This window comes from uncultured Microbacterium sp. (assembly GCF_963521645.1).
Taxonomy (GTDB): Bacteria; Actinomycetota; Actinomycetes; order Actinomycetales; family Microbacteriaceae; genus Microbacterium.
In genome coordinates, this window is sequence record NZ_CAUQVQ010000005.1 from 39,885 (window position 1) to 65,272 (window position 25,388).

Annotated in this window: 23 protein-coding genes; 11 read left to right on the forward strand and 12 right to left on the reverse strand. The window is 67.7% G+C overall.

From position 1 onward, the window contains the following. Positions 1 to 44: 44 nt before the first annotated feature. From RWO82_RS02655 to RWO82_RS02665, 3 genes are read left to right on the forward strand one after another with little or no spacing between them, the layout of a single operon-like run. On the forward strand, positions 45 to 2,123 hold the full coding sequence (locus tag RWO82_RS02655) for a hypothetical protein (RefSeq protein ID WP_314422934.1): 2,079 nt from the start codon (positions 45 to 47) through the stop codon (positions 2,121 to 2,123). A gap of 39 nt (positions 2,124 to 2,162) precedes the next feature. After that, positions 2,163 to 2,900, forward strand: coding sequence for a glycosyltransferase family 2 protein (locus tag RWO82_RS02660; protein ID WP_314422937.1), 738 nt, complete (start codon positions 2,163 to 2,165; stop codon positions 2,898 to 2,900). Beyond that, entirely contained in the window at positions 2,897 to 3,298 is a 402-nt protein-coding gene (locus tag RWO82_RS02665) for a DUF2304 domain-containing protein (protein WP_314422940.1), read from the forward strand. Before RWO82_RS02660 ends, RWO82_RS02665 begins: the two co-directional genes overlap by 4 nt. Here RWO82_RS02665 and RWO82_RS02670 read toward each other — a convergent pair. Continuing rightward, positions 3,286 to 4,299, reverse strand: a complete 1,014-nt coding sequence (locus RWO82_RS02670; protein ID WP_314422943.1) for a glycosyltransferase — start codon at positions 4,297 to 4,299, stop codon at positions 3,286 to 3,288. The two genes, RWO82_RS02665 and RWO82_RS02670, sit on opposite strands and share 13 nt — an antisense overlap. 101 nt (positions 4,300 to 4,400) lie before the next feature. Here RWO82_RS02670 and RWO82_RS02675 point away from each other — a divergent pair, with 101 nt between their 5' ends. Genes RWO82_RS02675 through RWO82_RS02685 form a run of 3 tightly spaced genes read left to right on the forward strand, consistent with a single transcriptional unit; the run spans position 4,401 to position 7,438 of the window. After that, the gene (locus RWO82_RS02675; protein ID WP_314422945.1) at positions 4,401 to 5,372 is read left to right on the forward strand and encodes a glycosyltransferase; all 972 of its coding nucleotides are present in this window, start codon (positions 4,401 to 4,403) and stop codon (positions 5,370 to 5,372) included. Between the two features lie 10 nt (positions 5,373 to 5,382). Next, positions 5,383 to 6,684, forward strand: coding sequence for a hypothetical protein (locus RWO82_RS02680; RefSeq protein WP_314422947.1), 1,302 nt, complete (start codon positions 5,383 to 5,385; stop codon positions 6,682 to 6,684). Next, complete coding sequence (locus tag RWO82_RS02685) at positions 6,677 to 7,438, forward strand: glycosyltransferase family 2 protein (RefSeq protein WP_314422949.1); 762 nt, start codon at positions 6,677 to 6,679, stop codon at positions 7,436 to 7,438. The genes RWO82_RS02680 and RWO82_RS02685 overlap by 8 nt, the downstream gene beginning before the upstream one ends. Here RWO82_RS02685 and RWO82_RS02690 read toward each other — a convergent pair. Genes RWO82_RS02690 through RWO82_RS02705 form a run of 4 tightly spaced genes read right to left on the reverse strand, consistent with a single transcriptional unit; the run spans position 7,350 to position 12,569 of the window. Next, positions 7,350 to 8,510, reverse strand: coding sequence for an acyltransferase (locus tag RWO82_RS02690; RefSeq protein WP_314422952.1), 1,161 nt, complete (start codon positions 8,508 to 8,510; stop codon positions 7,350 to 7,352). The two genes, RWO82_RS02685 and RWO82_RS02690, sit on opposite strands and share 89 nt — an antisense overlap. Further along, positions 8,507 to 9,643 (reverse strand): NAD-dependent epimerase/dehydratase family protein, encoded by a 1,137-nt coding sequence (locus RWO82_RS02695; protein ID WP_314422955.1) that lies wholly within the window; start codon positions 9,641 to 9,643, stop codon positions 8,507 to 8,509. Before RWO82_RS02695 ends, RWO82_RS02690 begins: the two co-directional genes overlap by 4 nt. Before the next feature lie 54 nt (positions 9,644 to 9,697). Beyond that, complete coding sequence (locus RWO82_RS02700) at positions 9,698 to 10,588, reverse strand: glycosyltransferase family 2 protein (protein WP_314422958.1); 891 nt, start codon at positions 10,586 to 10,588, stop codon at positions 9,698 to 9,700. A 49-nt stretch (positions 10,589 to 10,637) separates the two neighbouring features. Then, positions 10,638 to 12,569 (reverse strand): DUF6541 family protein, encoded by a 1,932-nt coding sequence (locus RWO82_RS02705; protein WP_314422961.1) that lies wholly within the window; start codon positions 12,567 to 12,569, stop codon positions 10,638 to 10,640. Positions 12,570 to 12,755: 186 nt separating this feature from the next. Here RWO82_RS02705 and RWO82_RS02710 point away from each other — a divergent pair, with 186 nt between their 5' ends. Together RWO82_RS02710 and RWO82_RS02715 are read left to right on the forward strand one after the other, a co-directional pair. Further along, positions 12,756 to 13,625: an ABC transporter permease gene (locus tag RWO82_RS02710; protein WP_314422963.1), complete on the forward strand. Its 870-nt coding sequence runs from the start codon at positions 12,756 to 12,758 to the stop codon at positions 13,623 to 13,625. After that, positions 13,609 to 14,343 carry an ABC transporter ATP-binding protein gene (locus RWO82_RS02715; protein ID WP_314422966.1) on the forward strand — a complete coding sequence of 245 codons (735 nt, stop codon included), beginning with the start codon at positions 13,609 to 13,611 and terminating at the stop codon, positions 14,341 to 14,343. The genes RWO82_RS02710 and RWO82_RS02715 overlap by 17 nt, the downstream gene beginning before the upstream one ends. A 14-nt stretch (positions 14,344 to 14,357) precedes the next feature. Here RWO82_RS02715 and RWO82_RS02720 read toward each other — a convergent pair whose 3' ends face one another. Further along, positions 14,358 to 15,431, reverse strand: a complete 1,074-nt coding sequence (locus RWO82_RS02720) for a glycosyltransferase (RefSeq protein ID WP_314422969.1) — start codon at positions 15,429 to 15,431, stop codon at positions 14,358 to 14,360. Positions 15,432 to 15,537: 106 nt separating this feature from the next. Here RWO82_RS02720 and RWO82_RS02725 point away from each other — a divergent pair, with 106 nt between their 5' ends. Next, positions 15,538 to 17,298 carry a DUF4012 domain-containing protein gene (locus tag RWO82_RS02725; protein ID WP_314422971.1) on the forward strand — a complete coding sequence of 587 codons (1,761 nt, stop codon included), beginning with the start codon at positions 15,538 to 15,540 and terminating at the stop codon, positions 17,296 to 17,298. A gap of 143 nt (positions 17,299 to 17,441) precedes the next feature. Beyond that, positions 17,442 to 18,020 carry a hypothetical protein gene (locus RWO82_RS02730; protein WP_314422974.1) on the forward strand — a complete coding sequence of 193 codons (579 nt, stop codon included), beginning with the start codon at positions 17,442 to 17,444 and terminating at the stop codon, positions 18,018 to 18,020. Positions 18,021 to 18,324: 304 nt separating this feature from the next. Here the strand turns inward: RWO82_RS02730 and RWO82_RS02735 are convergent, their stop codons facing one another. From RWO82_RS02735 to RWO82_RS02760, 6 genes are all read right to left on the reverse strand, one after another. Beyond that, entirely contained in the window at positions 18,325 to 19,779 is a 1,455-nt protein-coding gene (locus RWO82_RS02735) for an LCP family protein (protein ID WP_314422977.1), read from the reverse strand. Next, positions 19,776 to 20,243, reverse strand: a complete 468-nt coding sequence (gene purE, locus RWO82_RS02740) for a 5-(carboxyamino)imidazole ribonucleotide mutase (RefSeq protein WP_314423032.1) — start codon at positions 20,241 to 20,243, stop codon at positions 19,776 to 19,778. The genes RWO82_RS02735 and purE overlap by 4 nt, the downstream gene beginning before the upstream one ends. Positions 20,244 to 20,363: 120 nt before the next feature. Then, positions 20,364 to 21,500, reverse strand: a complete 1,137-nt coding sequence (locus RWO82_RS02745; RefSeq protein ID WP_314422981.1) for a 5-(carboxyamino)imidazole ribonucleotide synthase — start codon at positions 21,498 to 21,500, stop codon at positions 20,364 to 20,366. A gap of 68 nt (positions 21,501 to 21,568) precedes the next feature. Then, entirely contained in the window at positions 21,569 to 22,087 is a 519-nt protein-coding gene (locus RWO82_RS02750; RefSeq protein WP_314423035.1) for a PH domain-containing protein, read from the reverse strand. 87 nt (positions 22,088 to 22,174) lie between these two features. Beyond that, on the reverse strand, positions 22,175 to 22,948 hold the full coding sequence (locus RWO82_RS02755) for a biotin--[acetyl-CoA-carboxylase] ligase (protein WP_314422984.1): 774 nt from the start codon (positions 22,946 to 22,948) through the stop codon (positions 22,175 to 22,177). Further along, positions 22,948 to 24,231, reverse strand: coding sequence for a CDP-glycerol glycerophosphotransferase family protein (locus RWO82_RS02760; protein WP_314422987.1), 1,284 nt, complete (start codon positions 24,229 to 24,231; stop codon positions 22,948 to 22,950). The genes RWO82_RS02755 and RWO82_RS02760 overlap by 1 nt, the downstream gene beginning before the upstream one ends. A gap of 76 nt (positions 24,232 to 24,307) precedes the next feature. Between RWO82_RS02760 and RWO82_RS02765 the strand changes: the two genes are divergently transcribed. After that, the gene (locus RWO82_RS02765) at positions 24,308 to 25,381 is read left to right on the forward strand and encodes a glycosyltransferase family 2 protein (RefSeq protein WP_314422990.1); all 1,074 of its coding nucleotides are present in this window, start codon (positions 24,308 to 24,310) and stop codon (positions 25,379 to 25,381) included. The last annotated feature ends 7 nt before the right edge of the window (positions 25,382 to 25,388 follow it).

Sequence of the window (25,388 nt, forward strand, 5' to 3'; positions counted from 1 at the left end):
CAATCACAGTGGCATCATCTGTTTCTTTCCGTCACAATGGCAGAGTGACCCGCCCCACGTCCTCACGCTCCCGCCTGCGCGCGCTCCTCGCGAGCACCGCCGCCGTCACCTTCGCCGTCTCGCTCCTCGTGTCGAGCCCGGCGAGCGCCTCGGCCCCTGCGGCCGATGCGTCAGTCGCGGCCGGTGTCTCGGCGACAGCGCCCGCCGCCCGTGCCGCCGCCCCCGTCAAAACGCTCATCACCGACGGCTTCCGCGCCGGCAAGATCATCTCGAACGAGGTGTTCTTCGACAGCTCGACGATGAGTGCAGCCAGCATCGACTCGTTCTTCCGCTCCAAGGTGGCGTCGTGCCGCTCCGGATACGTCTGCCTCAAGGACTACCGCCAGAACACCCCCAACCGCGCGGCCGACCAGTACTGCAACGGCTACCAGGGCGCGGGCAACGAATCCGCGGCCACGATCATCTACAAGGTCGCGCAGTCGTGCGGCATCAATCCCCAGGTCTTCATCGTCATGCTCCAGAAGGAGCAGAGCCTGGTCACCCACACGTGGCCCAGCGACTGGCGCTTCAGCATGGCGCTCGGCCAGGGCTGCCCCGACACGGCACCGTGCGACCCCGCGTTCGCAGGCTTCTTCTATCAGATCTACGGTGCCGGTCGGCAGATGAAGATCTACACCGAGGGTCGCTACTTCACGTACTACGCTCCGGGCAAGACCTGGAACATCATGTACAACCCGAACAGCGCGTGCGGTCGCGGCCCCGTGTACGTCGAGAACTCCGCCACCGCGGCGCTCTACTACTACACCCCGTACCAGCCGAACGCCGCGGCGCTGCGCGCCGGCTACGGCTCGGGCGACAGCTGCTCGGCCTACGGCAATCGCAACTTCCACAACTACTTCACCGACTGGTTCGGCAGCACCCAGAACCCGGCCTCCTCCCTCGTCCGTGATTCCGGCACAGGACAGATCTTCCTCAGCTCCGGCGGGGTCAAGCACTACATCACGACGCCCTCCGACCTCAATGTCCTGACCAAGCGCCTCGGCGCGGTGCGGACCGTGAGCTCGGGATACATCTCATCCCTGACCTCCGGCAACAGGTTCATCCGCCTCGTGCGCGACGCGCGCGACGGAGCGATGTATCTGCTCCAGCCCGACGGCACGAAGCATCACTTCTCATCCGCCGCCCTCATCACCCGGTACGGCATGAGGACGGACGACTACACGCCGCTGACCCCCGCGATCCTCAACGCGTATCCCACAGGACAGCCCATCGGCGACTACTTCCGGTCCGAGGACTCCCCCGACTACTACAAGTGGGAGAACGGGCAGCGACGGCACATCGCCAACGGACTCGCATGGCAGCTGGAACGGGGCAAGGCGAAGGACTACGTCGCGGTCTTCCCGGCCGGCAACGCCGCCTTCCCGGCGCCCGGACGGGCGTTCCTCGCACCCGGCACCCTCGTGAAGGAGAACTCCCGCGACGAGGTCTACATCGTCGGCCAGGGAGCGGACCTGACGCACATCCCGAGCTGGGAGATGAGCGCGGACGCAGGCATCACGGCGTACCAGCCGGTCGTGAACGGCACCTTCGCCGGATACAGCAGGACGACCGCACTCGCCCCCCTGTTCACGTGCGGGACGCAGACCTTCGTCGTCGACGGTGGGAAGATCACCGCGGTCGCGAATCCCGGTCGCACGGGGAAGGGCCCCGCGCTCCCCGGTTCCGTCTGCTCGGTGCTGCCCCGGAGCGGTACCACGTTCTCGAACCCGGTGTTCGTCAAGACGCGGAACGCCGACCCCATCTACTCGCTGGAGAACGGTCAGCTCCGCCATGTCCAGTCCGCCCAGCGCCTGCTGGAGATCAGTGGCGGCAACCCCCCGTACACCGCGACGTGGTCGTCGGCGACCGTCGACGCGTTCCCGAAGGGCACTCCGTATATTCGCGAAGGTGCCTTCGTGACGTTCGGCAGCGAGACCGTGTACATGATGCGCGGCGGACAGCTTCGCCACGTCCCCACGCAGCAGCTGCTGATCCAACTCGCCAACGGCCAATGGCCGATCGAGATCATCAGGCGCAACGCTCAGGACCTCGCCCTCTACAAGGTGGGCGCGCCACTGGGCTGAGTCTCAGGCGCGACCGTTCCGCCCCCATAGAATGAGAGTATGAGCTCGTCGCTGGACCGTGTCCTGGTCATCGTTCCCGCCTGGAACGAAGAGCGGAACGTCGGCAGGACCGTCGAGGAGATCCGCAGTGCGCTGCCCTCCACGGACATCCTCGTCGTCGACGACGGGTCGACCGACGCCACGGCGGACGTCGCCCGAGATGCCGGTGCCGATGTCCTGCAGCTCCCCTTCAACCTCGGAGTCGGAGGGGCGATGAGAGCGGGCTACGTGCGCGCTCAGCGCGGCGGGTATGAGGCGGCCATTCAGGTCGACGCCGACGGGCAGCACAACCCCGTCGACATCGTGCGCATCATCGATGCCCTCGATCGCGCCGACATCGCGATCGGCGCGCGATTCGCGAACGTCGGCGACTACAAGAGCCGCGGCCCCCGTCGCTGGGCGATGGTCGTGCTCGCCAAAGTGCTCTCGCGGGTCGCCAAGACTCCTCTCACCGACGTCACGAGCGGATTCAGGGCGGGCAATCGACGGGCGATCGATCAGTACGTCCAGTACTACCCGGCGGAATACCTCGGCGACACGATCGACAGCCTGGTCGCCGCGGTGCACACCGGTCTCACGGTCACGCAGGTGCCGGTCGCGATGCGGCCGCGCATGCACGGGGCCCCGAGTCAGGGTTTCTTCGGCTCGACCGTCTACCTCATGCGCTCGGTGATGGCGCTCGGCCTCTCGATCATGAGACGACCCCAGGTCCGACGACACGACGGAGAACGCGCATGATGGTCACCGGAGCGATCGGCCTCGCCGTCGTCATCCTCGGAGTCGTGCTGGCGCTGCTGCTCAAGCGTCAGCTGCGGGAGAAGTACGCGATCATCTGGCTGGTCATCGGGCTCGCCGTGCTCCTGCTGGGCATCTTCCCCCAAGCGCTGCTGTTCATCACAGCGTCCCTCGGCTTCCAGGTGCCCGCCAACCTCCTCTTCACGCTCGCGATCTTCCTGCTGCTCGCGGTCTCTCTGCACCTCTCGTGGGAGCTCTCGCAGGGCGAGGAGGAGATCCGTCGACTCGCCGAGGAGGCAGCGATCGGCCGCCTCGAGCGAGAGAAGCACGCCCGTCGGATCGCCGAGCTCGAGCACGCCATCGACGAGTTGCGCGCCGGCGACCGACGTCAGAACGACTGAACGCGGCGCCGCACCAGCGTGCGTCCCCGCACCGCTGCGCCGGCGAACCAACTCGCAAGATACTCGATGCGGAATCTCCCGACCACCTCTCCTCGGGCGACGGCATCACGTAGGAGGCGCCGGAGCGGGCGGAAGCGTCGACGGGCGGAGAAGTACGGAATCAGCTCCTCCGCAGACGCGGAACCCGTGCCGGTCCGTTCGAGCAGGACGTCCGTGATCAGCTGACGCCAGCCGACGTTGAGCCAGAACACCATGCGGACGAGCGCCGCCGGAGTCCGAGCTCCCTCGTACTTCTGGGCGAGGGTCATCACCGTGCGCACCGACTGCAGAGGCCGGAGGGGTCCGGTCATCCCGCTGGGGTCGCCGAACACGTTGCCCGCGTGCTGCACATAGTCCTGCAGCACGTCGGACAGCATCCGAGTGCCCGCTCCCGCGCCCGCCACGACGGCGAGCCAGTGATCGTGGGCGGCCGTGCGGGTCGACGCGACGGGGAACGGGAGCGCGCGCGACAGGATCTCGGTGCGGAAGGCGAAGGCGGAACCACTGAACTGATTGTTGAGCACGTTCGACACGAGGCCGTGGTCGTGTCGAGACGTCTCCCCCAGCACGCGTCCGGACGGCTGCTCCACCAGGCGCGCCTGCCCGCTCACGAGATCGACCCGGTCGAGGTGCGGCAGCAGCGTCTCGAGCTTGTGGGGATACCACTCGTCGTCCTGGTCGCTGAGAGCGATCCAGGCAGCGCGCGGGTCCACCCCGCGGATCCCGTATTCGAAGTTGAGGTAGAAGCCCCGACGATCCCCGTCACCGATGACCCGGAACCTCGGGTCATCCCGTGTGATCTCCGCGACGAGCGACCGCACAGGGTCGGGATCGCCGTCGACGGAGATGACGCATTCCCACTCGGTGACGGTCTGCGCGCGGATCGACTCGAGCTGCCGCCGGAACAGCTCGGGATCGGGAAGGTAGGCCGCGAGGACGATGGATCCGAATTCCTGACGCACGCCGAATCTCCCTCTGCTGACGACCCCGTCCAGTCTATGTGGCGGCGCCTCCCAGCCCGAGCGGATAGGGTATTCCAGTCGGGATCGAGGAAAGGCGACGAGTGGAATCTGTCTGGGCGATCATCTCGACCTTCCGACCCGACGAAGATCTGCTGTCGGCATTCGACTCGATCGCGAATCAGGTGGCCGGCGTCGTCGTGGTCGACGACGCGAGCGGAGCGGATTCCTCGGCGATCCTGTCGGCTCTCGCCGAGCGCGGTGCGGTCGTCGAGTCGTTCACCGAGAACTCGGGCATCGCCGCCGCGTTGAACCGTGGATACGAACTCGCCCTGCAGCACGGAGCGTCCAAGATCCTGTCGTTCGATCAGGACTCCCACATAGACGGCGACTACGCCCGGAACATCCTGGCCGCATACGACGCCGCGACGGCGCAGGGCCATCGCGTGGGTCTCGTGGTTCCGGAGCACTTCGCCGATGTGCGGCAGGCATACACCGAGATGGCCGACGGCACGCTGCTCGCGAAGAACATCATCCAGTCCGGGATGCTCGTCGACACGGAGGTGCTCCGGGCTCTCGGACCGCTGCGTGACGACTTCTTCATCGACCTCGTCGACACCGAGTTCGAGCTCCGCGCCCGCTCCCGCGGGTATCTCACGATCGCCGCCCCGGGCATCGCGCTGGCCCACCAGCTCGGACGCCAGTATGCACGGCTTCTGCTGGGCCGCCCCGTGCGTCTCCCCGGCCTCCCGCCCGTCACCACGTTCAGCACGCCGTTCCGATACTTCTATCGGATGCGGAACCGCATCATCCTCAATCGCCTCTACCTGCGAAGCGCGCCGGGACAGATCCTGCGCGACACCGTCATCGACCTGCTGCATTTCGTCAACGCGCTTCTGGTGGCACGCCCGCGCGGCGCCTTCGCCCGCGTGCTCCGCGCCGGCGTCAATGCGGGGTTCAACAGGCGCATGGGACGCATGCCGTCCGCGGTCGCCGAACTCGCAGCCCGAGTCACCTGGAACGCGCCGCTGGTCGAGAGCGGCGTACACGGCGCAGATCCGCGGAGCACCCGATGAGGGCGGCACGATGAGGACTCCCCGGGGCATCGTCGCACTGCGCAGGCTGAGCGGCTTCACGGTGTCGGTCGCCATCACGGCGATCATCAGCGTGGCCGCGATCCCGACGCTGATCACGGCTCTCGGCGCCGGCGCCTGGGCACAGATCGGCGTGGCGCAGACCTTCGTGCAGTTCGCCGCGATCTTCGTCGGCTTCGGATGGAGCGCCACCGGCCCCGCGCACGTCGCGAGCACTGCGCGTCCGCGACGTCATGCTCTCTTCATCGAATCCGTGCGGTCGCGACTGGTGCTCGCGCTCGTGGTCGCGCCGTTGACCTTCGCGATCCTCACGGTGATGCTGCGGGGTGACGCGCTGATCGCGGGCCTGGGAACGATCGCCTACCTGCTTCCCGCACTCGGGGGCACCTGGTTCTATGCCGGCGCGGCGAAGCCCGCGCGTCTGCTGGTGCAGAACACGCTTCCGACCGCTCTCGGCACGATCGCCGGCATCGTCGCCGCCCACATCACCCATCAGGCGTGGGCCTTCCTCCTTCTGCAGGCGATCGGCTCGCTCGTGGCCGCGACGTGCGACACGATCTACATCTGGCGACACACGCACCGAGACGCCGACGGCACCGAGACCCGCTCGATCCGCTCCGTGCTGGCCTCGCAGAAGCATGCCGTGATCACCTCGGGCACGAGTTCGCTCTACGTCACGCTTCCGGTGATCGCGATCAACGGGTTCCTGGGGGAAGGTCCCGCTCTCGCGACCTATCTGATCGCCGACCGCATGTTCCGGTTCGCGTCGATCGCCTTCCTACCCATTCAGCAGTTCTTCCAGGGGTGGGTTCCCGAGGTGCCCGCCGAGTTCGCGCGGCGCGCCAGGATCGCGACCATCGCCGGGATCGGCGTCGGTGCCCTCGGCGGTGCCTGCATCGCGTTCCTCTCCCCCGTATTCGGTCCGATTCTCGGCGCGAGTGAGATCGATGTCCCGCTCAGCGTCAGCGGACCGCTCGGGGTGGCCTTCGTGGGCATCGGCACGACAGCCGTCGTCGGATACGCGTGCCTGGTGGCCGTGGGGCGCACGCGAGCGCTGGCGGTCAGTACGGTCGTCGGCGCACTCGTGGGCGCTCCGCTCATCCTGCTCTCAGCGTGGGCCGGGTCGCTGTTCTTCGTCGCCTGCGCCGTCGCCGTCTCCGAGATCTGCGTGGCCGCGTACCAACTGCTCGCCCTCAGGTCCTCGCTCAGTTCCGGGGAAGCTCTCTCTGTGGGAGGGGCACCGGAGCTGACGCTGGACCCACCGATCCCGCGGCCGGAGGAGTCCGATGTCTGAACCCCGCACCGTCAGCGTCTGCATGGCGACGTACAACGGCTCGAGCTACATCGGCGAGCAGCTCACATCGATCCTCGCCCAACTCCGGCCGACCGACGAGGTCGTGGTCGTCGACGACGCGAGCAGTGACGCGACGGTCGAGATCATCGAGAGCCTCGGAGACGAGCGGATCGTCGTGCACCGAAACGGACGCAATCGCGGATACGTGGCGTCGTTCGCGCGCGCCATCGAGCTCTCCACGTCCGATGTCGTCCTGCTCTCGGATCAGGACGACATCTGGGTCGATGGACGGCTCGAGGCCCTCGTGACCGCGACGCGCGAGCACGCCGTGGTGGCATCCAACCTGATGCTGCTCGACTCCCGGCGTCCTCTCGCCTCACCGCTGACGGGTCGCCCCTGGCTGCTCTCCGCCGCTCACGACGGGCAGCGGCTGCGCAACGAACTGCGCATCCTCGCCGGGGACGCGCCGTACTTCGGCTGTGCGATGGCGCTGCGACGGGACGCTCTCGACCTCGTGATGCCGTTTCCGGACTACCTGCGCGAATCCCACGATCTCTGGATCGCGACGGCGGCGAACGCCGCCGGAGAGCTCGGGCACCTCGAACAGGCGACGGTGTTGCGCCGCGTGCACGACGACAACGCCTCGACGTCTCGTCCGCGCGGGATCAGCGCTGCTCTGCGCTCCCGTGCGTTGCTGCTCCGCCTGTGGCGGGAGGCCCGACGACGGGTCCGACGGCGCCGTCGTCGGTCCTGATCGCGGGACCGCCCGTCGGCTTCTTCGCGTGTCGCGCGAGGCGGATGAAGTGCCGTTCGACCAGCATCCAGCTCGCCCAGCCGAGCAGGAACGTGACGACGGTCGTGATCACCAGGTACACGCCCATCCCGAACGCCGCTCCGCCGACGATGACGACGAGCTGCTGAACGGGCCATGCGTAGATGTAGAACCCGTAGGAGACGTCATTGCGCGCGATCCAGGCGGGCTGCGGGATCACGGTCGACAGATACAGGAGCGCATAGCCGATGAGCGGCGCCGCGATCGGTCCTCCGGCGACCGGCACGAACACCATGAGGACCGCGGCGACGGGGATGCTCAGGATGCCGACGAGCGGAACCAGCCCCCAGCGCTGCACCACGAGATAGATCAGCGAGCCGCCGAGGAAGTACGGGAGCAGCCGGGTGAACAGGCCGAAGTCCCCGTCGAGGCCTCCGGTGATCCCGTTCGCGTAGGCGATCCGCACGAGCACGGAAGCCGCCCACAGCACGGCCACCACGGAGATCGACTTGCGATAGACCGCGAGTCCGCCGAGCACCCAGACCGTCAGATAGCACAGGAACTCGAAGTACAGCGTCCAGAGCGACCCGTTCCAGGTGTTCGGATAGGGCACGTCGGACAGCGACGAGCCGATCTGGTAGTAGTCGATGTGGAGGAAGAAGTTCCCCCAGATGTACTCGAGCGGCGTCGGGGCGGTCGTCAGATATCCGGCGAGAGATCCGTGGGTGAGCAACTGGGCGAGCGGGCCGAAGACGAACGCGGTCACGAGGAGGCACACCACGAATGCCGGGATGATGCGGGCGATGCGGTGGAGCAAAAACGTCCCCGGGTCGCTGCGGAAGCGCGATCGCGTGATCAGGAAGCCGCTGATGACGAAGAAGCCGATCACCGCCCACCCGCCGAGGTTCTCGCCGTTGAATCCGGGGCTGTCCGAACGGCCCACGACGTAGTAGCCGTGCGCGAACAGCACGAGGAACGCGAGGATCAGACGGAAGAGGTTGAGGCTGTTCTCCCGGTACGGGAACTCGGTCGACCGCAGCAGCGACCGACTCACTTCAGGAGGTTCCGCTTGCTCATCTCGTCGAGCGACCTCTGGTATCCGTCTTCCTCGACGGGCTCCGAGAGGACCCACTCGACGAACGCGGTGACGCCCTCCTGGAACGAGACGCGAGGCGTGAAGCCGAGGGTCTCGGCGAGGTGCGACGTGTCCGCGACGTTGTGACGGATGTCGCCGAGACGGTAGTTGCCGGACACGCGGGTCGGCACCTCGGTGCCGAACGCCGTGAACAGCGCCGACACGACCTCGTTCACGGTCGTCGCGACACCGGAGCCGACGTTGAACGTCTCCCCCGCGGCACGAGGATCGGTGGCGGCGAGGAAGGTGGCCTCGACGATGTCGTCGATGTAGACGAAATCGCGGCTCTCCTCTCCGTCCTCGAAGATGTTGATCTCCTTCCCCTGACGGATCAGGGTCGAGAAGATCGAGAGGATCCCGGTGTACGGGTTCTTGAGGGACTGACCGGGGCCGTACACGTTCTGATAGCGGACCGAGGTCCCCTCGATCCCGATGGTCGGCGCCACCGTCATGACGAGTGATTCCTGCATCTGCTTCGTGATGCCGTAGACGGAGGACGGATGCAGCAGCGCGCTCTCGTCCGTCGGCACGAGCCGGAGCGGTCCGGCGCCGGCGACGTGCACATCGAAGTCGCCCGCGGCCATATCGGCGTCCGCACGATGGCCGGGATACACCTGCCGTCCGTCTTCCGTGAGGTACGCGCCCTCTCCGTAGATGGATCGCGACGAGGCGATCACGACTCTGCGGACCGAGTTCTCCTCATTCGCCAGAATGTCCAGAAGCTTGGCTGTTCCTCCGACGTTCGCCTCGACGTAGCGGTCGATCTCGTACATCGACTGCCCGGTCCCTGTCTCGGCGGCCAGGTGCACCACGATCGTCGCTCCGCGGAGCGCCGATCGCAGGTCGTCCTTCGAGGTGACCGTGCCGACGACCACGTCGGCGATTCCGTCGAGAGATCGCAGCAGCGGCGACGTCTGTTCGGGAGCGTCTCCATGCACCTGCGGGATCAGCGAATCGAGCACCGTGACGCGGTGTCCGTCACGAGCGAACCGCGCCGCGAGCCGTGTGCCGATGAAGCCGGCACCACCGGTGATGAGCACGTGTTCGGACATACGGGAGCCTCCTGCGGGTGTGTCGGCGCGGCGATCGGGCGCGCCGTTCCGTGATCAGACGGCGAAGATGTGCGCCAGCGTCGATTGTAGCCCAGCGCGATTCCCGTGCCGGATGACACCGGGGAGCTCTGTGACGGCGTGCAGACGCGACATGAGCCGCACGCGCGCAGTGGTGCCCGTGCGCTGCCACCCCTTGTCGTGTGCGAGCTGTCGGGCGATCTCGTAATACGCGCGCTCATCGCGGAACCGCCGGCCGTCGAGCAGGGTCTTCTGCGACGCGCTCGAACCGTGACGTCGGTAGGAGAATGCGAGCTCCGGCACGAATGCGAGCGAGCCGCCCTCGAACGCGATGTCCATGAGCAGGGCGAGGTCCTGGATGATCGGGAGTCCGTCGCGGAAATCGATCCGCTGGAGCGTCGCCGTCCGGAACGTGAGCGACGGCCAGTAGAGCCAGTCCCCGCGGATGAGGCTCGTGGCCATGCGCTCACCGGCGAGAAGTGCGATCCCCTCGCCGCCGCGCGGTGCCAGGAGGCCCTGCTTCACGCGGTCGACGAGGGGACGGATCACGGTCCCGTTCTCGTCGATCACCTCCACGCCGGGCTGGATGACGTCGACGTCGGGCAGACGTTCGATCACTCGCTTCATGAGCCCGACGTAGTTGGGGTGCAGCAGGTCGTCGCAGCCGAGGATCGTGATGTGCGAGGTCGTGGCGCGGCGGATCGCCTCGCGGTAGTTCTCCGTGATGCCGAGATTCGTCTGGTTGCGGATGTAGGTGATGCGCTCGTCGTCGATGGCCGCGAAGTACTCGGGCACCGTCTCATCGGGATAGCAGTCGTCGATGACGATCAGACGCCAGTCCTGGTCACGCTGCGCGCGTACGGAATCGACCGTCTCCCGGAGGAGCGCAGGGTCTCCCCAGAACGGTACGAAGATCTCCAGGGTCATGCTCTTCCCTCCTCACGAACGCGCGATCCGCGGTCGTCGTCCGTCGTGCTCATCCGCAGAGCACGACCTTGTACAGCACGGCCTCCCCGACCTGATCGACCTTCTCGACGGACGGAGATGTCCGTAGTCGGTCCAGTCCTCTGTACGGGTGCTTGCCGTCGTTGATCTCCTGCGTTCCGAAGTCGAGCACGTACTCGACGCCGAGGTCGTCGAGCGCGGAACAGACCTCCGCCGACCCCGCCGGAGCGGAATCCAGCCGGTCGAGCAGCGTCGACATCTCGTCCGTGATGTCCATGAGCGTGTGCGGCATGACCACCTGACGATCGGCCAAGGCGTATGCCAAAGCGGTGCCCGTCCACGGGCTGCCCAAGATCACGGCGTCTTCGGGCACCTCGTCGTCGAGTCGCTCGATCAGCGCGAGCTCGTCCGAGGTGAGCAGAGGAGACTCGTCGGTCGTCGCGAACGACCCGTGCGCACTCGCCACCGCTTGACGCATGGCGCCCAGCTGCGGGACCACGACCAGGAGGAGCGCGGAGCCGATCACGAGAACGGCGCGTCGCAGGCCCGGCCTCGCGATCCTCCCGCTCCATCGCGACGCGATCGTCCAGAGGTGCGCACCGCCGACGGCGGCGAGAGGCACCCAGGCGAATGCCAGGAGCGCCGCGAGGCGGGGTGCGTTGTTGTACCAGGCGCCCGTCAGGATGTCCCGCTGCTCGAGGTACGGCAGCCCGGACACGACGATGTACAGTCCCGCAGCGGCGAGGAAGAACCCGACGGCAATCCAGTCCGTGGTCGACCTGCGCCGCAGGCAGACGACGAGACCTGTGATGACGAGGACCGCGACCACGAGATTGACCGGACCGAACCAGACCGAGGCCGTCAGCACCTCGCCGACAGCCTGCCCCACCGTCTCGGTCGGCAGCCACGAGCGTGCGTCGATGGGCGGGCGCAGGACGTACCAGGCCGCGAGCGCGATGGCGGTGTACGCCGCGGCGCACACGGTAGACACGATCTTCGCTCGCTTCGACGCGTGTCCGAGCAGCAGCCGCAGCCACAGGACGAGGAGGATCACGGTCGTGAAGACCAGGAGCGCGACGAATCCGCCGGGATGCGCGACTGCGATCGCGGGGATCGAGCCGAGAGCTCCGACCGCGAGCGGCCATCGCTCGCTCCACGACTCACGCGCCGCGGCCGAGACGATCAGGGCGAGCGGCACCCCGACCATGCTCAAGGACATCATGTACGGGAAGAGCACGCCGTATTCGACCAGCAGGAGGGGGAACGCGGGGATCGCGGCGCTGATGGCGGCGGCCACGACCACGTGGGCAGTCGATGATCCGAAGAGGACGCGAGTGAGGAGCAGGATCGACACGGGCCAGACGAGTCCGGCGAAGAAGATCATCACGGCGTTCGAGACGACCGGGATGCTCACGCCGGTCAGCTGCACGGCGAGCGACGCCACTGCATGCCAGCCCGACGGGTAGAACGGCAGTCCGCCGCTCTCGGCGCTGGTCATCGAGCCGATCGTGAGCGGCGACACGGATCCCGTGTCGAGGGCGTAGCGGATCGCGTTGAGATGGAAGATGTTGTCGAAGGTCTGCGAGATGTTGTCGGGCGCGCCGATCACGACCAGCAGCTGCGTCGCCAGTACGACGACTGCGGCCACGGTCGCCAGCAGCCCCGCACGGCCGAGACGTGCATCCACTCGCAGCGCCGACGCGGAGAACCACGGCATGAATCGCAGGACCACAGCGATCAGGGCGATGATCGCCGTCACTGCGAGCACCGGCAGCACACCCCAGCCGACGCCGACGACGGGGGCGGCGAGAGCGGCGAGGACGATGATCGTGGTTCCGGCGGGCGCGGCGAGCGCCCACGCCACGTGTCCCCGTGCACCGAGGAGCAGCGCGACGATCGCTCCGGGGACGAGGACGATACCTGCGGTGACGAGCACGGCCAGACCGAGGTCGATCCATCCCATGTGCGCAGCACCCTTCTGACAGCGCGACCGCATGTCGGTCGCCGGCGTCGATCCTATCGAGCTTCGCCTGAGCGCCCGCCGACACACCGCGCGCGGCCACGATCAGCATGCCGACGGCACGAGAACCTATGATTGGTGAGGCGTTCCACCCGAACCGGACGTCTGACGGAGGTGACGAGAACGCCCGTGTCTCACACATCAGTGCCCGATGAGCTGCGACTGACCCAGCCCGGCGGAAGCACCGGACTGCTCGACGTGTTCCGGCGCCGCTACCTTCTCAGCCTGATCGTCCGCAAAGAGGTGGGCATCCGCTACCGCGGTTCCGTGCTCGGATGGCTGTGGTCTTACGTCAAGCCGCTGATCCAGTTCCTCGTCTTCTTCTTCGCGCTCGGCGTGTTCCTCCGGTTGAACGACAGCATCGAGTACTACCCGATCTATCTGCTGTCCGGCATCACGGCGGTCACCTTCTTCAACGAGTCCTTCTCGAACGCCACGCGATCCCTCGTCGACAACGCGGCGCTCATCAAGAAGATCTACTTCCCGCGGCAGATGTTCCCCGTCGCGAGCACCATGGTCGCCGCCATCAACACCGTCCCGCAGATCATCGTCGTGGTCGTCATCGCCCTCTTCTTCGGGTGGACGCCGACGTTCGTCGGCATCGGCGCACTCCTTCTCGGGCTCGTGATCATCGCGCTTCTCGCGACGGGGCTCGGCCTGCTCTTCGGTGCGATCAACGTCACGTTCCGCGACGCGCAGAGCTTCGTCGAGATCATCGTGATGGTGTCGGTCTGGGCATCGCCGGTGATGTACCAGTGGCAGATGGTGCAGTCGAAGGTGCCCGAGTGGCTCTTCCAGCTGTACGCCCTCAATCCCATCACGGGAGCCGTCGAGCTGTTCCACTACGGCATCTGGCACGCGCTCGATCCCGCGAACGCACAGCCGCTGCCCTCGCTATGGCTCCACTCCCTCATCGCTCTCGCCGTGTCCATCGTCATCCTGATCATCGGCGAACTCGTGTTCCGCCGACTGGAGGGTCGCTTTGCCCAGGATCTCTGACACGCCTCGCATCCTCGTCGAGGACGTGCACAAGCACTTCAAGCTCCGTCACACGCACTCGATCAAGGAGACGTTCGTGGCGGCCATGCGGCGCAAGCCGCTCACCACCGACTTCCAGGCTCTCGACGGCGTGTCCTTCGGGATCGGGGAGGGCGAGGCTGTGGCTCTGCTCGGCTTCAACGGCTCCGGCAAGTCGACGATGCTCAAGCTGATCTCGGGAGTCCTCCGCCCCGACGAGGGGCAGGTGCGCACGCGTGGTCGCGTCGCCGGACTCATCGAGGTCGGCGCCGGGTTCCACCCCGACCTCTCCGGACGCGAGAACATCTTCCTGAATGCCGCGATCCTCGGCATGTCCAAGCAGGAGACCAAGGACCAGTTCGATTCGATCGTCGAGTTCAGCGAGATCGAGAAGTTCATCGACACGGAGGTCAAGCACTACTCCTCCGGCATGTTCCTCCGCCTCGCGTTCTCGGTCGCGATCCACACGCATGTCGACGTGCTGCTCATCGACGAGATCCTGTCCGTCGGCGACGAGCCCTTCCAGCGCAAGTGCCTCGCGCGGATCCGCGAACTGCACGCGCAGGGCAAGACGCTGGTGGTCGTGAGCCATGATCTGAACATGGTCTCGGACCTGTGCGAACGCGGAATCCTGCTCCAGGACGGAAAGATCCGCTACGACGGTCCGAGCAAGGACGCCGTCGAGCTGATGCGCGTCTGACGTGGAGCCGCGGCTCACAGATCGGCGTGCAGCCCCCACACCCGTTCGGCAGCGCCGAGCCAGGAGAAGGCGCGCGAGCGGTCGGCCCCGAGCACGCTGAGCCGCCGGGAACCGGCGCCGAGAGCGTCGACGACCGCCTCAGGGATGTCGCCGACGGCGACGATCGCCCCGCCATCGGCGATCACATCACGGTGCACGGGGCTCTCGACCGCGATCACCGGAACGCCGAGAGTCATCGCCTCGACGGCACGCCACGGCCACGCGTGCACCTCGCTCGTGGCGACGAGGGCGGATGCGCCGGCGAGGACCGCGGCACGATCGTCACGCGACAGAGCGCCGCGCATGTGAGCGCGCGATTCGGGGAGGCCAGCGGCCACCGCGATCTCCGCGACACGCGGCTCCGTCCCCTCCGCGACGTCGAGGACGACCGCGTGCACGCCTGCCGCGACTGCCGCCCGGAAGCCCGCCTCGAGGGATCGCTCAGACCCCGTCAGGGCGAGGAACCCCTGCGGCAGCGACAGCGCTCCTCGTCGCGCGACGGCGTCGAAGGGCACGATGAAACCGCTCGGGGCAGCACCGGCGATCACGCGGATGCGGTCGCCGAGCTTGGCGATCTCGCCGAGTCGCGCAGCCATCGCATGCGAAGGGACGACCACCGCATCCGCGTGCTTCACGGCGCGCTTCAGCATCGCCCGCTGCCAGGAGACGGCGGACTTGGAGAGCACCCCCGGGGCATCCCAGGCGAGCAGGTCCCACGATGTCACGGTCGTCTGATCGTGATCGTGCACACGATCGTGCCGCACGAGCGGGGCCATCAACGTCGACGAATGGATGAGCCCTCCCCCGACGCCCTGCGTCAATCCGAGCTGCCAGGAGCCGGCCAGCTCGCGGCGGGCCAGCGGCAGTCGCCGCACTGCGGCCAGACCGTTCACGGAGGGCTCCGCACCGGCGGGCACGATCGCTTCGACATCGCATCCCGCCGGCGCCGTGCGCACGAGTCCGTCCGCGAGTTCGAGGGACGCGGCTGCCTGATCGGGATCGACGACGTGCGTCAGCTGATCGAGGACAACACGCAGCCGAGCACTCATGCCACAACAGTAACGGCCACCGTGTCGGGAGCGTCGGAGGATCGCGGCGACGACGCGGATCGACCGCCGTCTAGGCCGGGATCCTGCTTCATGCTTGAATGCTCACGTGAGTGACGGACGACTTCCTGTGAAGCGCCGATGGCTGAAATGGACCATCGGCACGATCCTGACGCTGCTCGTCCTCGCGATCGGGTGGGTGACCGTGCGCGGCATCGGAGCCGTGAACGATCTGCAGCAGGTCGCCTCGTCGTCTTCCGAGCTCAAGTCGGCGATCGGCGAGGGCGATCTCGACGGAGCGGAGTCGCTCGCGAAGAGCATCGCCCATCACGCAGGCTCTGCCCATGGGCTCACGTCCGATCCCGTGTGGCGCGCGTTCACGGTCGTCCCGTGGCTCGGGCCCAACTTCGCGGCCGTGAGCGAGATCTCGGAGATCGTCGACGACATCGCCGGCGACGCGCTCGTGCCCGTGCTCGACGTGGCGGGCGAGATGGACCTCGCGAGCCTCGGGTTCTCGAACGGGGCGATCGATCTCGCGCCGTTCCAGCGGATCGAACCCTCACTCGCGGATGCGAGCGCGACGCTGACCGCGGCCGAATCCCAGGCGCTGCGCATCGACGCCGACGGCACGCTCCCCCCTCTCGCCGATGCCGTGCGCGAGATGCGGACCGCGGTGACCGAGGCCGCGACGGTCGTCGGATCCCTTCACGGGGCTGCCGCTCTGCTTCCGAGCATGCTGGGAGGCGAGGGACCGAGGAACTACGTCATCGCGATGCAGAACAACTCCGAACTGCGATCATCCGGCGGCATCATCGGAGCCATCGCGCTGCTGCACGCGGAAGGCGGTCGTATCAGCCTGATCCAGCAGGCATCGACTCTGGACTTCCCCGCCCTCGACGTGGCTCTCCCGCTGAGCGAATCGACCACAGCGCTCTTCGAGGACCGCCCGGGGCGCTATCTGCAGAACATCACGAGCATCCCCGACTTCACCGAGGCGGGTCCGATGATCGCCGGCCGCTGGCAGGACCGCTTCGGAACTCCGGTCGACGGCGTGATCGCCGTCGACGCCGTCATGACCGAGCACCTGCTCGCAGTCACCGGCCCCCTCCCGTTCGGACCGTTCACGGCCGATGAGGACAACGTCGTGAGCCTCCTGCTCTCCGAGATCTACGCGGCCGTTCCCGACCCTGCCGTTCAGGACCAGATCTTCGCTCAGGCCGCGAGCACCATCTTCGGCGCGGCGCTCTCCGGCGGCGACCCGAGGAAGCTCGTGGGGGCGCTCGCGACTTCGGCCGAAGAGGACCGCATCCGCATCTGGAGCGCGCACGAGGACGAGGAGAGGATCCTCGCAGCGAGCAGTCTCGGCGGGACCCTCCCCGCCGACGACACCGAGGTGCACGTGGGTGTCATCATCAACGACGCGACCGGGGCGAAGATGGACTACTACGCCGAAGCCGACATCGCGACCGCCGTCGGGATCTGCGACGGCGAGCCGACCACCCAGGTCCGCGTGACCTGGAAGAACGGCGTCACGGCAGCCGAGGTGGGGTCTCTCCCCCCGTATGTGACCGGTGGAGGGTACTTCGGAGTCGACCCCGGCTCCCTGCGCACCCTCGTCATGGTCTACGGCCCCGAGGGGGCGACGCCCTCGCACATCGACCGTGACGGCGAGGAGGAACCGGTGCAGACCGCTCGTCTCGGCGATCGCACGGCCGTGCAGCACGACGTGCTGCTGGAACCGGGAGAATCGACGACGATCACGGTCGAATACACCGGGACGGGGGCCGGTGAGCGCCTGACCTCGGTCGAGCACACACCGATGGTCGGCTCCCCCGAGATCACTCGTGAACAACTGCGTTGCGCATCGTGACTTTGGTTCCGCGATGATGTAGTGTCATCCCCACTGGGGAATATCTGGGCTCAGTGATCCTGTCGTGGGGACGGGATGAGCTCACACAGTCGAACGCAGGGGTGTGTTCGAGTGTGATTCCGCGTGTATTTCTGGGGAGAATCATGCTGAAGAAACTGGCTGCAATCAGCCTTGCCGCCGGCGCGCTCGTGCTCATGGCACCTGCTGCCGCGACTGCCGCACCGGGCGACTCCGACTCGTATGCGGACACGCCACGCGTCGCGGTCGGGGAACCGATCATCGACACCTGCGAGGTGTCCACCGTCGTCTTCGGCGAGGGATACTTCCAGCCGTCGGAGAACGTCGGCGTCTCGGTGTCGGGTCTCGACGCCGGAGCCTCCGCGGTCTCGGGCAACACCGCGGCTGCCGACGGCAGCCTGATGGTCACGTTCCGTCCGCCGGCCGATGGGGAGGGATCGTACGCCCTCGCCTTCAGCGGCACTCGGTCGTACACAGCCACGATCACCGTGTCCGAAGGGCACGACTCGGCCGTGAGCTGCCACCACGACCCTGGTGTCGCCGCAGCCGGAAGCGAGCTTCCGCTCACAGGGGGCGGCTTCGAGCTGGCGCTGACCGGTTCCGAGGTCTCTCCGTGGATCCTCGGCGGTGGCGCAGCCGCTGTCGTGGTGGGCGGCGCTCTCGTCGCCACTGGAATCGCGCGCCGCAAGTCGCAGCGCGCATAGGCCAGGCTCCCGCCTCGTGCGGGGGTCGGCTGGACGACGGTGATCCCTCCCCCTCCGATCACCGTCGTCTGGCGACTCCGGTGCTTCACCGGGGACCCACGGCTGCGCCTCATCTTCTGAGGAGCAGCCGTGGGTGTACTCCATCAGCCCACGGCTGCTCTCACTCCTGAGAAGCACCCGTGGGCTCACTCCTGTGCGCCCCGCAACGCGCACGACCTATCGGGCACGACGTGTCCGTCCCGGCGCCGCGGCGAGGGCTCGCGCGCGTGTACCTCGGCGCACGCTGCCGTCTTCCGTGCGCGGATCAGGGCGAGGGAACCGGGGTCGGTGTCGGCGGGTGCAGCGACTGCTGGATCAGCGAGTGGATGTACCCGTAGTCAGGAGTGTGTTCGTCCACGCCGTTCTCCGGTGTCAGCTCGATAGTCGTCACCTGCTGTTCCTTCGCCTTCGTCATGAGCTCGAAGAACTCGGGCAGCTTGCCCTGAGGAAGGTCCGTGCTGATGAGCGCCGTGCCGGCAGCCGCCACCTCGTTGAACCGGGTCAGCACCGTCTGCGGCGTGAACTGCGCGAGGATCGCCTCCTGCAGCTCCCGCTGACGCTTCATCCGGTCCCAGTCGCTGGTCGTGTACCGCGAACGCGCGTACCACTGTGCGGTGTCCCCGTCCATGACCTGCTCGCCGGGCTCGATCCAGCCGATGGCCCACGCTTCGACGTCGTACGGATCCGTTCCCTCCGGCGGCCCACCCTTCGGGAGTCGTTCGGTCGCGGTGATCGTGACACCGCCGAGCGCATCGACGAGTGCCGCGAAGCCGTGCATGTCCACGAAGACGTAATACGGGATCTCGATCCCGAGCACTCCCTCGGCCGCGTCCTTGGTGGCCTCGATGCCCGGGTCCGAGCCGTTCGCCACGGCATCCGGGTACAGGTTCGTGCCGTTGTCGTCGCGGCAGACCTCCGCCGCGTTGCGGATGTGGTTCATCCACCCGTTCCATCCGCACGCGCTCGACTGGTGGCCCTCGAAGCCGTTCGGGTACAGCGCCTGCATCGGGCTGCCCTCGCTGAACGGCGCGTTGGGCAGCTCGCGCGGGATTCCGGTGATCGTGACCGCTCCCGTGTCGGCATTGACCGACACGACGGAGATGCTGTCGTAGCGCATCGAGTCGCGCCCCTCGCCGCTGTCCGCGCCGAGGAGCAGGATGTTGTAGTACCCGTCGCTCGGCGGAAGGCTCGGACCGCTCTGCCCGAAGATCGTGCTGATCGTGTTCCTCGCGGAGCCGACGATCGAGGCGGCATAGGCCGTGCTGCTTCCGACCAGCCCGAGGATCAGCAGCGCCACGAGAGGGATCGCCAGCTTCGAGAGTCCCGGCACCTTCACGAGTCTGACCAGTCGGAGTGCGTCGAAGGTGAGCACGACCCACAGCACGACGTAGGCGATCAGAAGCACCTGGACGAGCGTCAGGATCGCTGCGGAGAAGAACCCTCCGCCCACGGTCAGCCAGAGGAAGACGGGTCGAGCGAAGAGCGCGAGCCCGGCCGCCACGATGACGAGCAGCCATGCGAGCAGGGTCGCCCCGAGGCCGACCCGGCCGAGTCTCCTGTTGCCGGCGAGCACCTGTGCGGATCCGGGAACGAACACGTTGCACAGCACGAGCCACCAGCCGCGCTTGGTCATGAGCGCGCGGTCTGCGGAATCGGGGTGGCGCAGCGGCTTCGTCTCGATGACCGGCCGCGCTGCGCCGCGCGGCGGCGCGAGAGTCACAGTGAGCCCTTCAGCCGTTCGTTCTTCTCATCGACCTGCGCCTCGAGGTCGAGTGCGTAGGCCTCGACGCGGTCGGCGAGATCGTCATCCGAGGCGCCGAGTATGCGGACTGCGAGGAGACCGGCGTTCTTGGCACCGCCGATCGAGACGGTCGCGACCGGGATGCCCGCAGGCATCTGCACGATCGAGAGCAGTGAATCCATACCGTCGAGGTACGCGAGGGGCACAGGGACGCCGATCACGGGCAGTGCGGTCATCGAGGCGAGCATGCCCGGGAGGTGTGCCGCTCCGCCGGCGCCCGCGATGATCACGCGGATGCCGCGGGACCGTGCTTCTCGCGCGTACTGCATGAGCTTGTCCGGAGTCCGATGAGCCGAGACGACCTCCACCTCATGTGGAATGGCGAAGTCCGTCAGCGCCTGCGACGCGTCGCTCATCACACGCCAGTCGGAGTCGGATCCCATGACGACACCGACGAGGGGCGCAGCGGAGGAATGCAATGGCTCAGTCACCCACTCAGGCTACGGTCTGGTGCTGAGAGAAACCCCGAACGGCACGCCTCTGTCTCGCACCGCATCTCGCGGTCAGTCGAAATGGGCGGCGGCCGCACGTGCCACGTAGACGACGTCGTCGAGGTCATCCCCCGAGACGTTGACGTGACCGACCTTGCGACCGGGTCGCGGGTCCTTGCCGTAGGTGTGGATCTTCGCCGCGGGGTGCTCCGCCATCGCCCCGGAGAAGCGCTCCCCGAGAGTACCCTCCTGCGGCCCGCCGAGGATGTTCACCATGACCGACCAGCGCGCGCGGGTCTCGGTGACGCCGAGGGGCAAGTCGGCCACAGCGCGCAGGTGCTGTTCGAACTGCCCGGTCACCGCACCGTCCTGGCTCCAGTGGCCGCTGTTGTGGGGACGCATCGCCAGTTCGTTGACGAGGATGCGCTCGTCATCGGTCTCGAAGAGCTCGACCGCGAGCATCCCCGTGACCCCGAGCCCTTCCGCGATGGAACGCCCGATGTCCTCTGCGACCTGCACGAGGCGGCCGGCCGCTGCAGGGGCCGGCGCGATGACCTCGGCGCACACCCCGTCGCGCTGCACGGTCTCGACCACGGGGTAGGCGACGATCTCGCCACTCGGCCGGCGTGCCACCTGCTGCGCGAGTTCCCGCACGAACGGCACGAGCTCCTCGACGAGAAGCGCTTCTCCGTCGCCGAGCGCCGCAAGCCAATCCTGTGCGTCGCTCGCCGAGCTGACGACACGCACGCCCTTGCCGTCGTATCCGCCGCGAGGCGTCTTGACGACCCCTCGTCCGTCGTGCTCGTCGAGGAAGGCCTGCAGAGCGGCAGGATCGGCGACGCGAGCCCAGTCGGGCTGGGGGATGCCGAGTTCGGCGAGCCTGGCCCGCATCGCCAGCTTGTCCTGGGCGAACTGCAGTGCGTCCGGTCCCGGGTGCACGGCGACACCGTCGGAGACCAGCGCGCGCAGCACGTCCTGCGGAACATGCTCGTGGTCGAAGGTGACCACATCGACGTCCTTCACGAACGCGCGGACGACCTCGAGGTCGCGGTAGTCGCCGATCGCCGTCGCGGCGAGTCGGGCCGACATCCCCTCGTCCTCTGCGAGCACCCTCAGGTCGAGTCCCAGCTCGACCGCGGGTGCGATCATCATCCTGGCCAGCTGGCCCCCACCGATCACGCCCACGCGCAGCGCCATGTGCGCCTCCATTCGTCCCGACCATTCTCCCGCATCAGAACGAGCGCGGTGCACGCATCGCCTCGGACGGTCGGCGGAGGTCAGTAGCCGCTCGAGGAATCGTGTCCCGACTGGGCGTCACGATGCGCGAGGATCTGGCTGACCTCGATCTGATCCGCGAGCGCCTCGTGGACGAGAGTGACGTTCGGAACGTTCGCGAGCCGGAGCGGCGCATCGATGCCGTTGGAGAGCGAGATCGTCCCCACGCCCCACATGCGCTGGACGATGCCCCGCCGGACGCCGATCGTGTAGCCACGGGCATGCGACATCTCCCGGCGGCTGCGAGCACCGAGCCCGTGGGTCACGATCACTCTGCGAGTCGTCACGGTGGTCGTCCGCGAGTACCAGATCACGAAGGGAACGACCACGAGCAGCACGAGCGCCGCCCCCGCCGCCGTCAGCAGCATCCAGTTCTCGAATGGGTCGGGCAGGTTGTCGTAGAAGTAGGCCGTCGCCCCGAACACCGCGATCAGCACGAGGGCGGACCAGAACAGGCGGCGAGCATGACCGCGGAAGCGCGCGATGAGCAGCTCTTCGGTGGGCACACCCGGCGGCGGCATCGTCGGCCGACCACCGAGGGTCACGGGCTGGGTCACACTCCCATTGTGCCCGCCACGGCCGACATCGCGTTCTGCGCGCCGGGCGTGTCAGCCCTGATTCGGCCGCACATGCACCACATCGCCCGCCGCGACGGCGTGAAGGGTCGCACCGTCGCTCACGATGAGGCGTCCGTCGTCCTCGAGGCCGACCGCAGTCCCCTCGAGCGTGCGATCCTCCGGGAGCAGCACGACCACCTCCTGTCCCAGGGTGCTGCACCGCGCGGTGACCGCCGCATGGAGTCCGCTGGTCCGTGCATCCCCCGTCGCACGAAGTCGACCGAGCACGCCGTCGAGGCCGAGGATGTACCGCTCCAGCAGCCGATCGACGTCCGCCTCGACTCCGAGGACCGCGAACGACGTCGCGGTCGGGACCGGAAGCTGCAGGGCCGTCATCGAGACGTTGATGCCGGTCCCGAGGATGACCGACTGCTCGGCGGCCTCTGCGAGTATCCCGCAGATCTTGGATCCGTCGACGAGGACGTCATTCGGCCACTTCACCGTGACCGCCCGTCCCTCGACCTGGTCGGCCACTGCTTCCGCCATGGCCAGGCCGGCCGCGAGGGGTATCCACCCTCGCGCGGGCCAGGCATCCGGCAGTCGGCGCAGCAGCAGGGAGACGGCGAGCGACGTGCCGGCGGGAGCGGTCCAGCGCCGGTCGAGCCGCCCGCGACCGGCGGTCTGGTTGTCGGTCAGCAGCACCGACAGGTGCGGCCAGGCATCGCCGTCGGCAGCCCGTTCGCGGAGCATGGTGTTCGTCGAACCGGCCTCGGCCACCACCTCGACACGCGGCGCGATCGCCCGGACCCGCGGGAGGGCGATCATCAGCTCTCCTCGTCGTCGACTTCGTCGTCGTCATCGTCTTCGTCGCCGCGCACCGCACCGACCTCATGCGCATTCCAGTGATCCCACTCCTGCATGAGCCGTTCGATCGCGGCGTGGAACTTCTCGGTCGCGACTCCCGCGGTGGTGTCGCCGAAGTAGTGCTGGACCCACATCCGCAGACGTGCGGTGGCGGCCTCATCGCCGCGGACCCTTTCGACCTCGTCGATGATGCCGGCAGCATCCTCCGCCTCGAGCCACTCGCAGTCGGAGAGATAGCCGTTCGTGTCGACCGAGGCGCGCTCGTCGGTCGGGCGAGTGATCAGCAGCGGCTTGCCGACGGCGAGCCTGTCGTAGACCATCGCCGAGATGTCGACGACGGCGACGTCGGCCGCCGCCAGCTGCCACCCGAGCTCGGCTCCGTGGTCGTACACATGCTGGGCCGTGGGATCGCTCGCGTTGGCTGCCGAGATGGCGGCGACGATGCGCTTGTGGGCGGCGCCGTACTGGTGATCGACCACGCCGCTCCGCGGGTGCGGCCGATAGATCACGCGGTGACTGCGGGAGGCGAGCAGCGCGGTGACCAGCGCCTCGCCGTGCGTCGCGATGGATCCGTAGTGCGCGCTCGGACGGTCGCCCTCCCACGTCGGCGCATAGAGCACCACGATCCGGTGGTCCGGCGTGTACGGCAAACGACCCGAGTAGTGGTCGGCCTGCGGACGGCCGATCTCGAGCGTCCGCCTGTCGATGTCGTAGTCCCACAGCGTCCGTGACAGCCGGTCGCGTGCCGCCTGACCCGCGACGAACGCATAGTCGTAGGCCTTGTACTGGTTCGTGGTCATGTACATCTTGTCGGACTCGCCGTGGTTGATGAACACGTGCCAGCGCCGGCCATACCGGAACATCTGGAAGTTGCGTGTGTTCTGGTTCACGTAGAGCACGATGCGGATGTCCTGCGTGGCGATGAACCGCTCGAGGTCGCGCACCGTCGGGACGAAGGCCACCGGCGGAGCATCCTCGTCGAGGAGCTTGTCGGCCCCTGTCGCCGCGCGCGCGAGCACCACGACGGGCCACCGCTTCGCCAACTCCGCGAGCGGTCGGTACCACTGCCGCATCTGGTACATGTTCACTGCGCCGTCGGCGAAGTACACCGCCACCTTGTAGTGACCCGGCTGATGCGGTTCGCTGTCTGCGAGCCGCCTGCGCACACGCTGCACGGCGGTCCGCGAGGCGAGCGCCCGCTTCAGCAGACGGTAGGCCTTCTTCGCATCCGACACGGCACCCATCCCTCCAGGATACCGAGGGCCCGCCACCTCCCGTCGAATCAGGGAACGCCCGACGAGCACATGCCATGATCGTCATGTGCCCCACGACGACGCCCACTCCCCTGCTCCCGGGGTGTCGTTCGTCATGCCCGTCCTGAACGAGAGGGCGTACCTCGAGCACGCCGTCGCCTCCGTGCTGGCGCAGGAGCTCGACATCCCGGCCGAACTCGTACTGGCGCTCGGGCCGTCATCCGACGGCACGACGCAGCTGGCTCAGCGCCTGGCCGCGAGCGACCCGCGCATCCGCCTCGTCGACAATCCCGCCGCCCACATCCCGGTCGGACTCAACGCAGCGATCCGCGCGAGCAGATACGCCACGATCATCCGCGTCGACGCGCACTCGGAACTGGCGCCCGGATACGCCGCGCGTGCTCTCGCGACCCTCGACCGCACCGGCGCCGCCAACGTGGGCGGGGTCATGCACGCGGAGGGCCGCACACCGTTCCAGAAGGCGGTCGCGCGTCTGTACAACTCCCCGGTCGGTCTCGGCGGGGGTGCGTATCACGGGGGAACCCACGAAGGGGAAGCCGAATCCGCCTATCTCGGCGTCATGCGTCGTGAGGTGCTCGACGAGGTCGGGCTCTTCGACGAGACCATCCGTCGCGGCGAGGACTGGGAGCTCAATCTGCGCATCCGTCAGGCCGGGCACCGCGTGTGGTTCGATCCGCAGCTGTCCGTGACCTACTGGCCGCGGGAGAGCTGGATCCGCCTCGCGCGGCAGTTCCGTGCGACGGGTGCGTGGCGCGGTGAGCTGGTTCGCCGATTCGGTCGTCGCAACGGCATCCGGTACTTCGCTCCCCCGGCACTCGTCGTCCTCGTCGGACTCGCCGTCGTGATCGGCGCGCTCCAGATGACGGGAGTCGTGAGCGGATGGCCGTCGGCGCTCCTGTCGTTGCTGGTGCACCTGCCGATCCTGCTCTACGTGGCCCTCGTCGTCGCGGTCGCATGCCTCCCCGGCGGAGGCGGGGCGCGTCAGCGCCTGTGGACCCTGCTCGTGCTCCCCACGATGCATCTGTCCTGGGGCCTCGGATTCATCGGCGGTGTTCTGCGGGGCGCCCGCGACACGGTCGACGCCTCACGGCTCGGCACGCAGAACACGCCTCTCCCCTGAGGCGCCC

Bases quoted from the DNA above. Each gene is read 5' to 3' on its own strand.
- RWO82_RS02660 (WP_314422937.1), top strand. From the start codon at position 2,163: ATGAGCTCGTCGCTGGACCGTGTCCTGGTCATCGTTCCCGCCTGGAAC.
- RWO82_RS02665 (WP_314422940.1), top strand. From the start codon at position 2,897: ATGATGGTCACCGGAGCGATCGGCCTCGCCGTCGTCATCCTCGGAGTC.
- RWO82_RS02680 (WP_314422947.1), top strand. From the start codon at position 5,383: ATGAGGACTCCCCGGGGCATCGTCGCACTGCGCAGGCTGAGCGGCTTC.
- RWO82_RS02685 (WP_314422949.1), top strand. From the start codon at position 6,677: ATGTCTGAACCCCGCACCGTCAGCGTCTGCATGGCGACGTACAACGGC.
- RWO82_RS02695 (WP_314422955.1), bottom strand. From the start codon at position 9,643: ATGTCCGAACACGTGCTCATCACCGGTGGTGCCGGCTTCATCGGCACA.
- RWO82_RS02700 (WP_314422958.1), bottom strand. From the start codon at position 10,588: ATGACCCTGGAGATCTTCGTACCGTTCTGGGGAGACCCTGCGCTCCTC.
- RWO82_RS02705 (WP_314422961.1), bottom strand. From the start codon at position 12,569: ATGGGATGGATCGACCTCGGTCTGGCCGTGCTCGTCACCGCAGGTATC.
- RWO82_RS02720 (WP_314422969.1), bottom strand. From the start codon at position 15,431: ATGAGTGCTCGGCTGCGTGTTGTCCTCGATCAGCTGACGCACGTCGTC.
- RWO82_RS02730 (WP_314422974.1), top strand. From the start codon at position 17,442: ATGCTGAAGAAACTGGCTGCAATCAGCCTTGCCGCCGGCGCGCTCGTG.
- purE (WP_314423032.1), bottom strand. From the start codon at position 20,243: ATGGGATCCGACTCCGACTGGCGTGTGATGAGCGACGCGTCGCAGGCG.
- RWO82_RS02745 (WP_314422981.1), bottom strand. From the start codon at position 21,500: ATGGAGGCGCACATGGCGCTGCGCGTGGGCGTGATCGGTGGGGGCCAG.
- RWO82_RS02750 (WP_314423035.1), bottom strand. From the start codon at position 22,087: ATGCCGCCGCCGGGTGTGCCCACCGAAGAGCTGCTCATCGCGCGCTTC.
- RWO82_RS02755 (WP_314422984.1), bottom strand. From the start codon at position 22,948: ATGATCGCCCTCCCGCGGGTCCGGGCGATCGCGCCGCGTGTCGAGGTG.
- RWO82_RS02760 (WP_314422987.1), bottom strand. From the start codon at position 24,231: ATGGGTGCCGTGTCGGATGCGAAGAAGGCCTACCGTCTGCTGAAGCGG.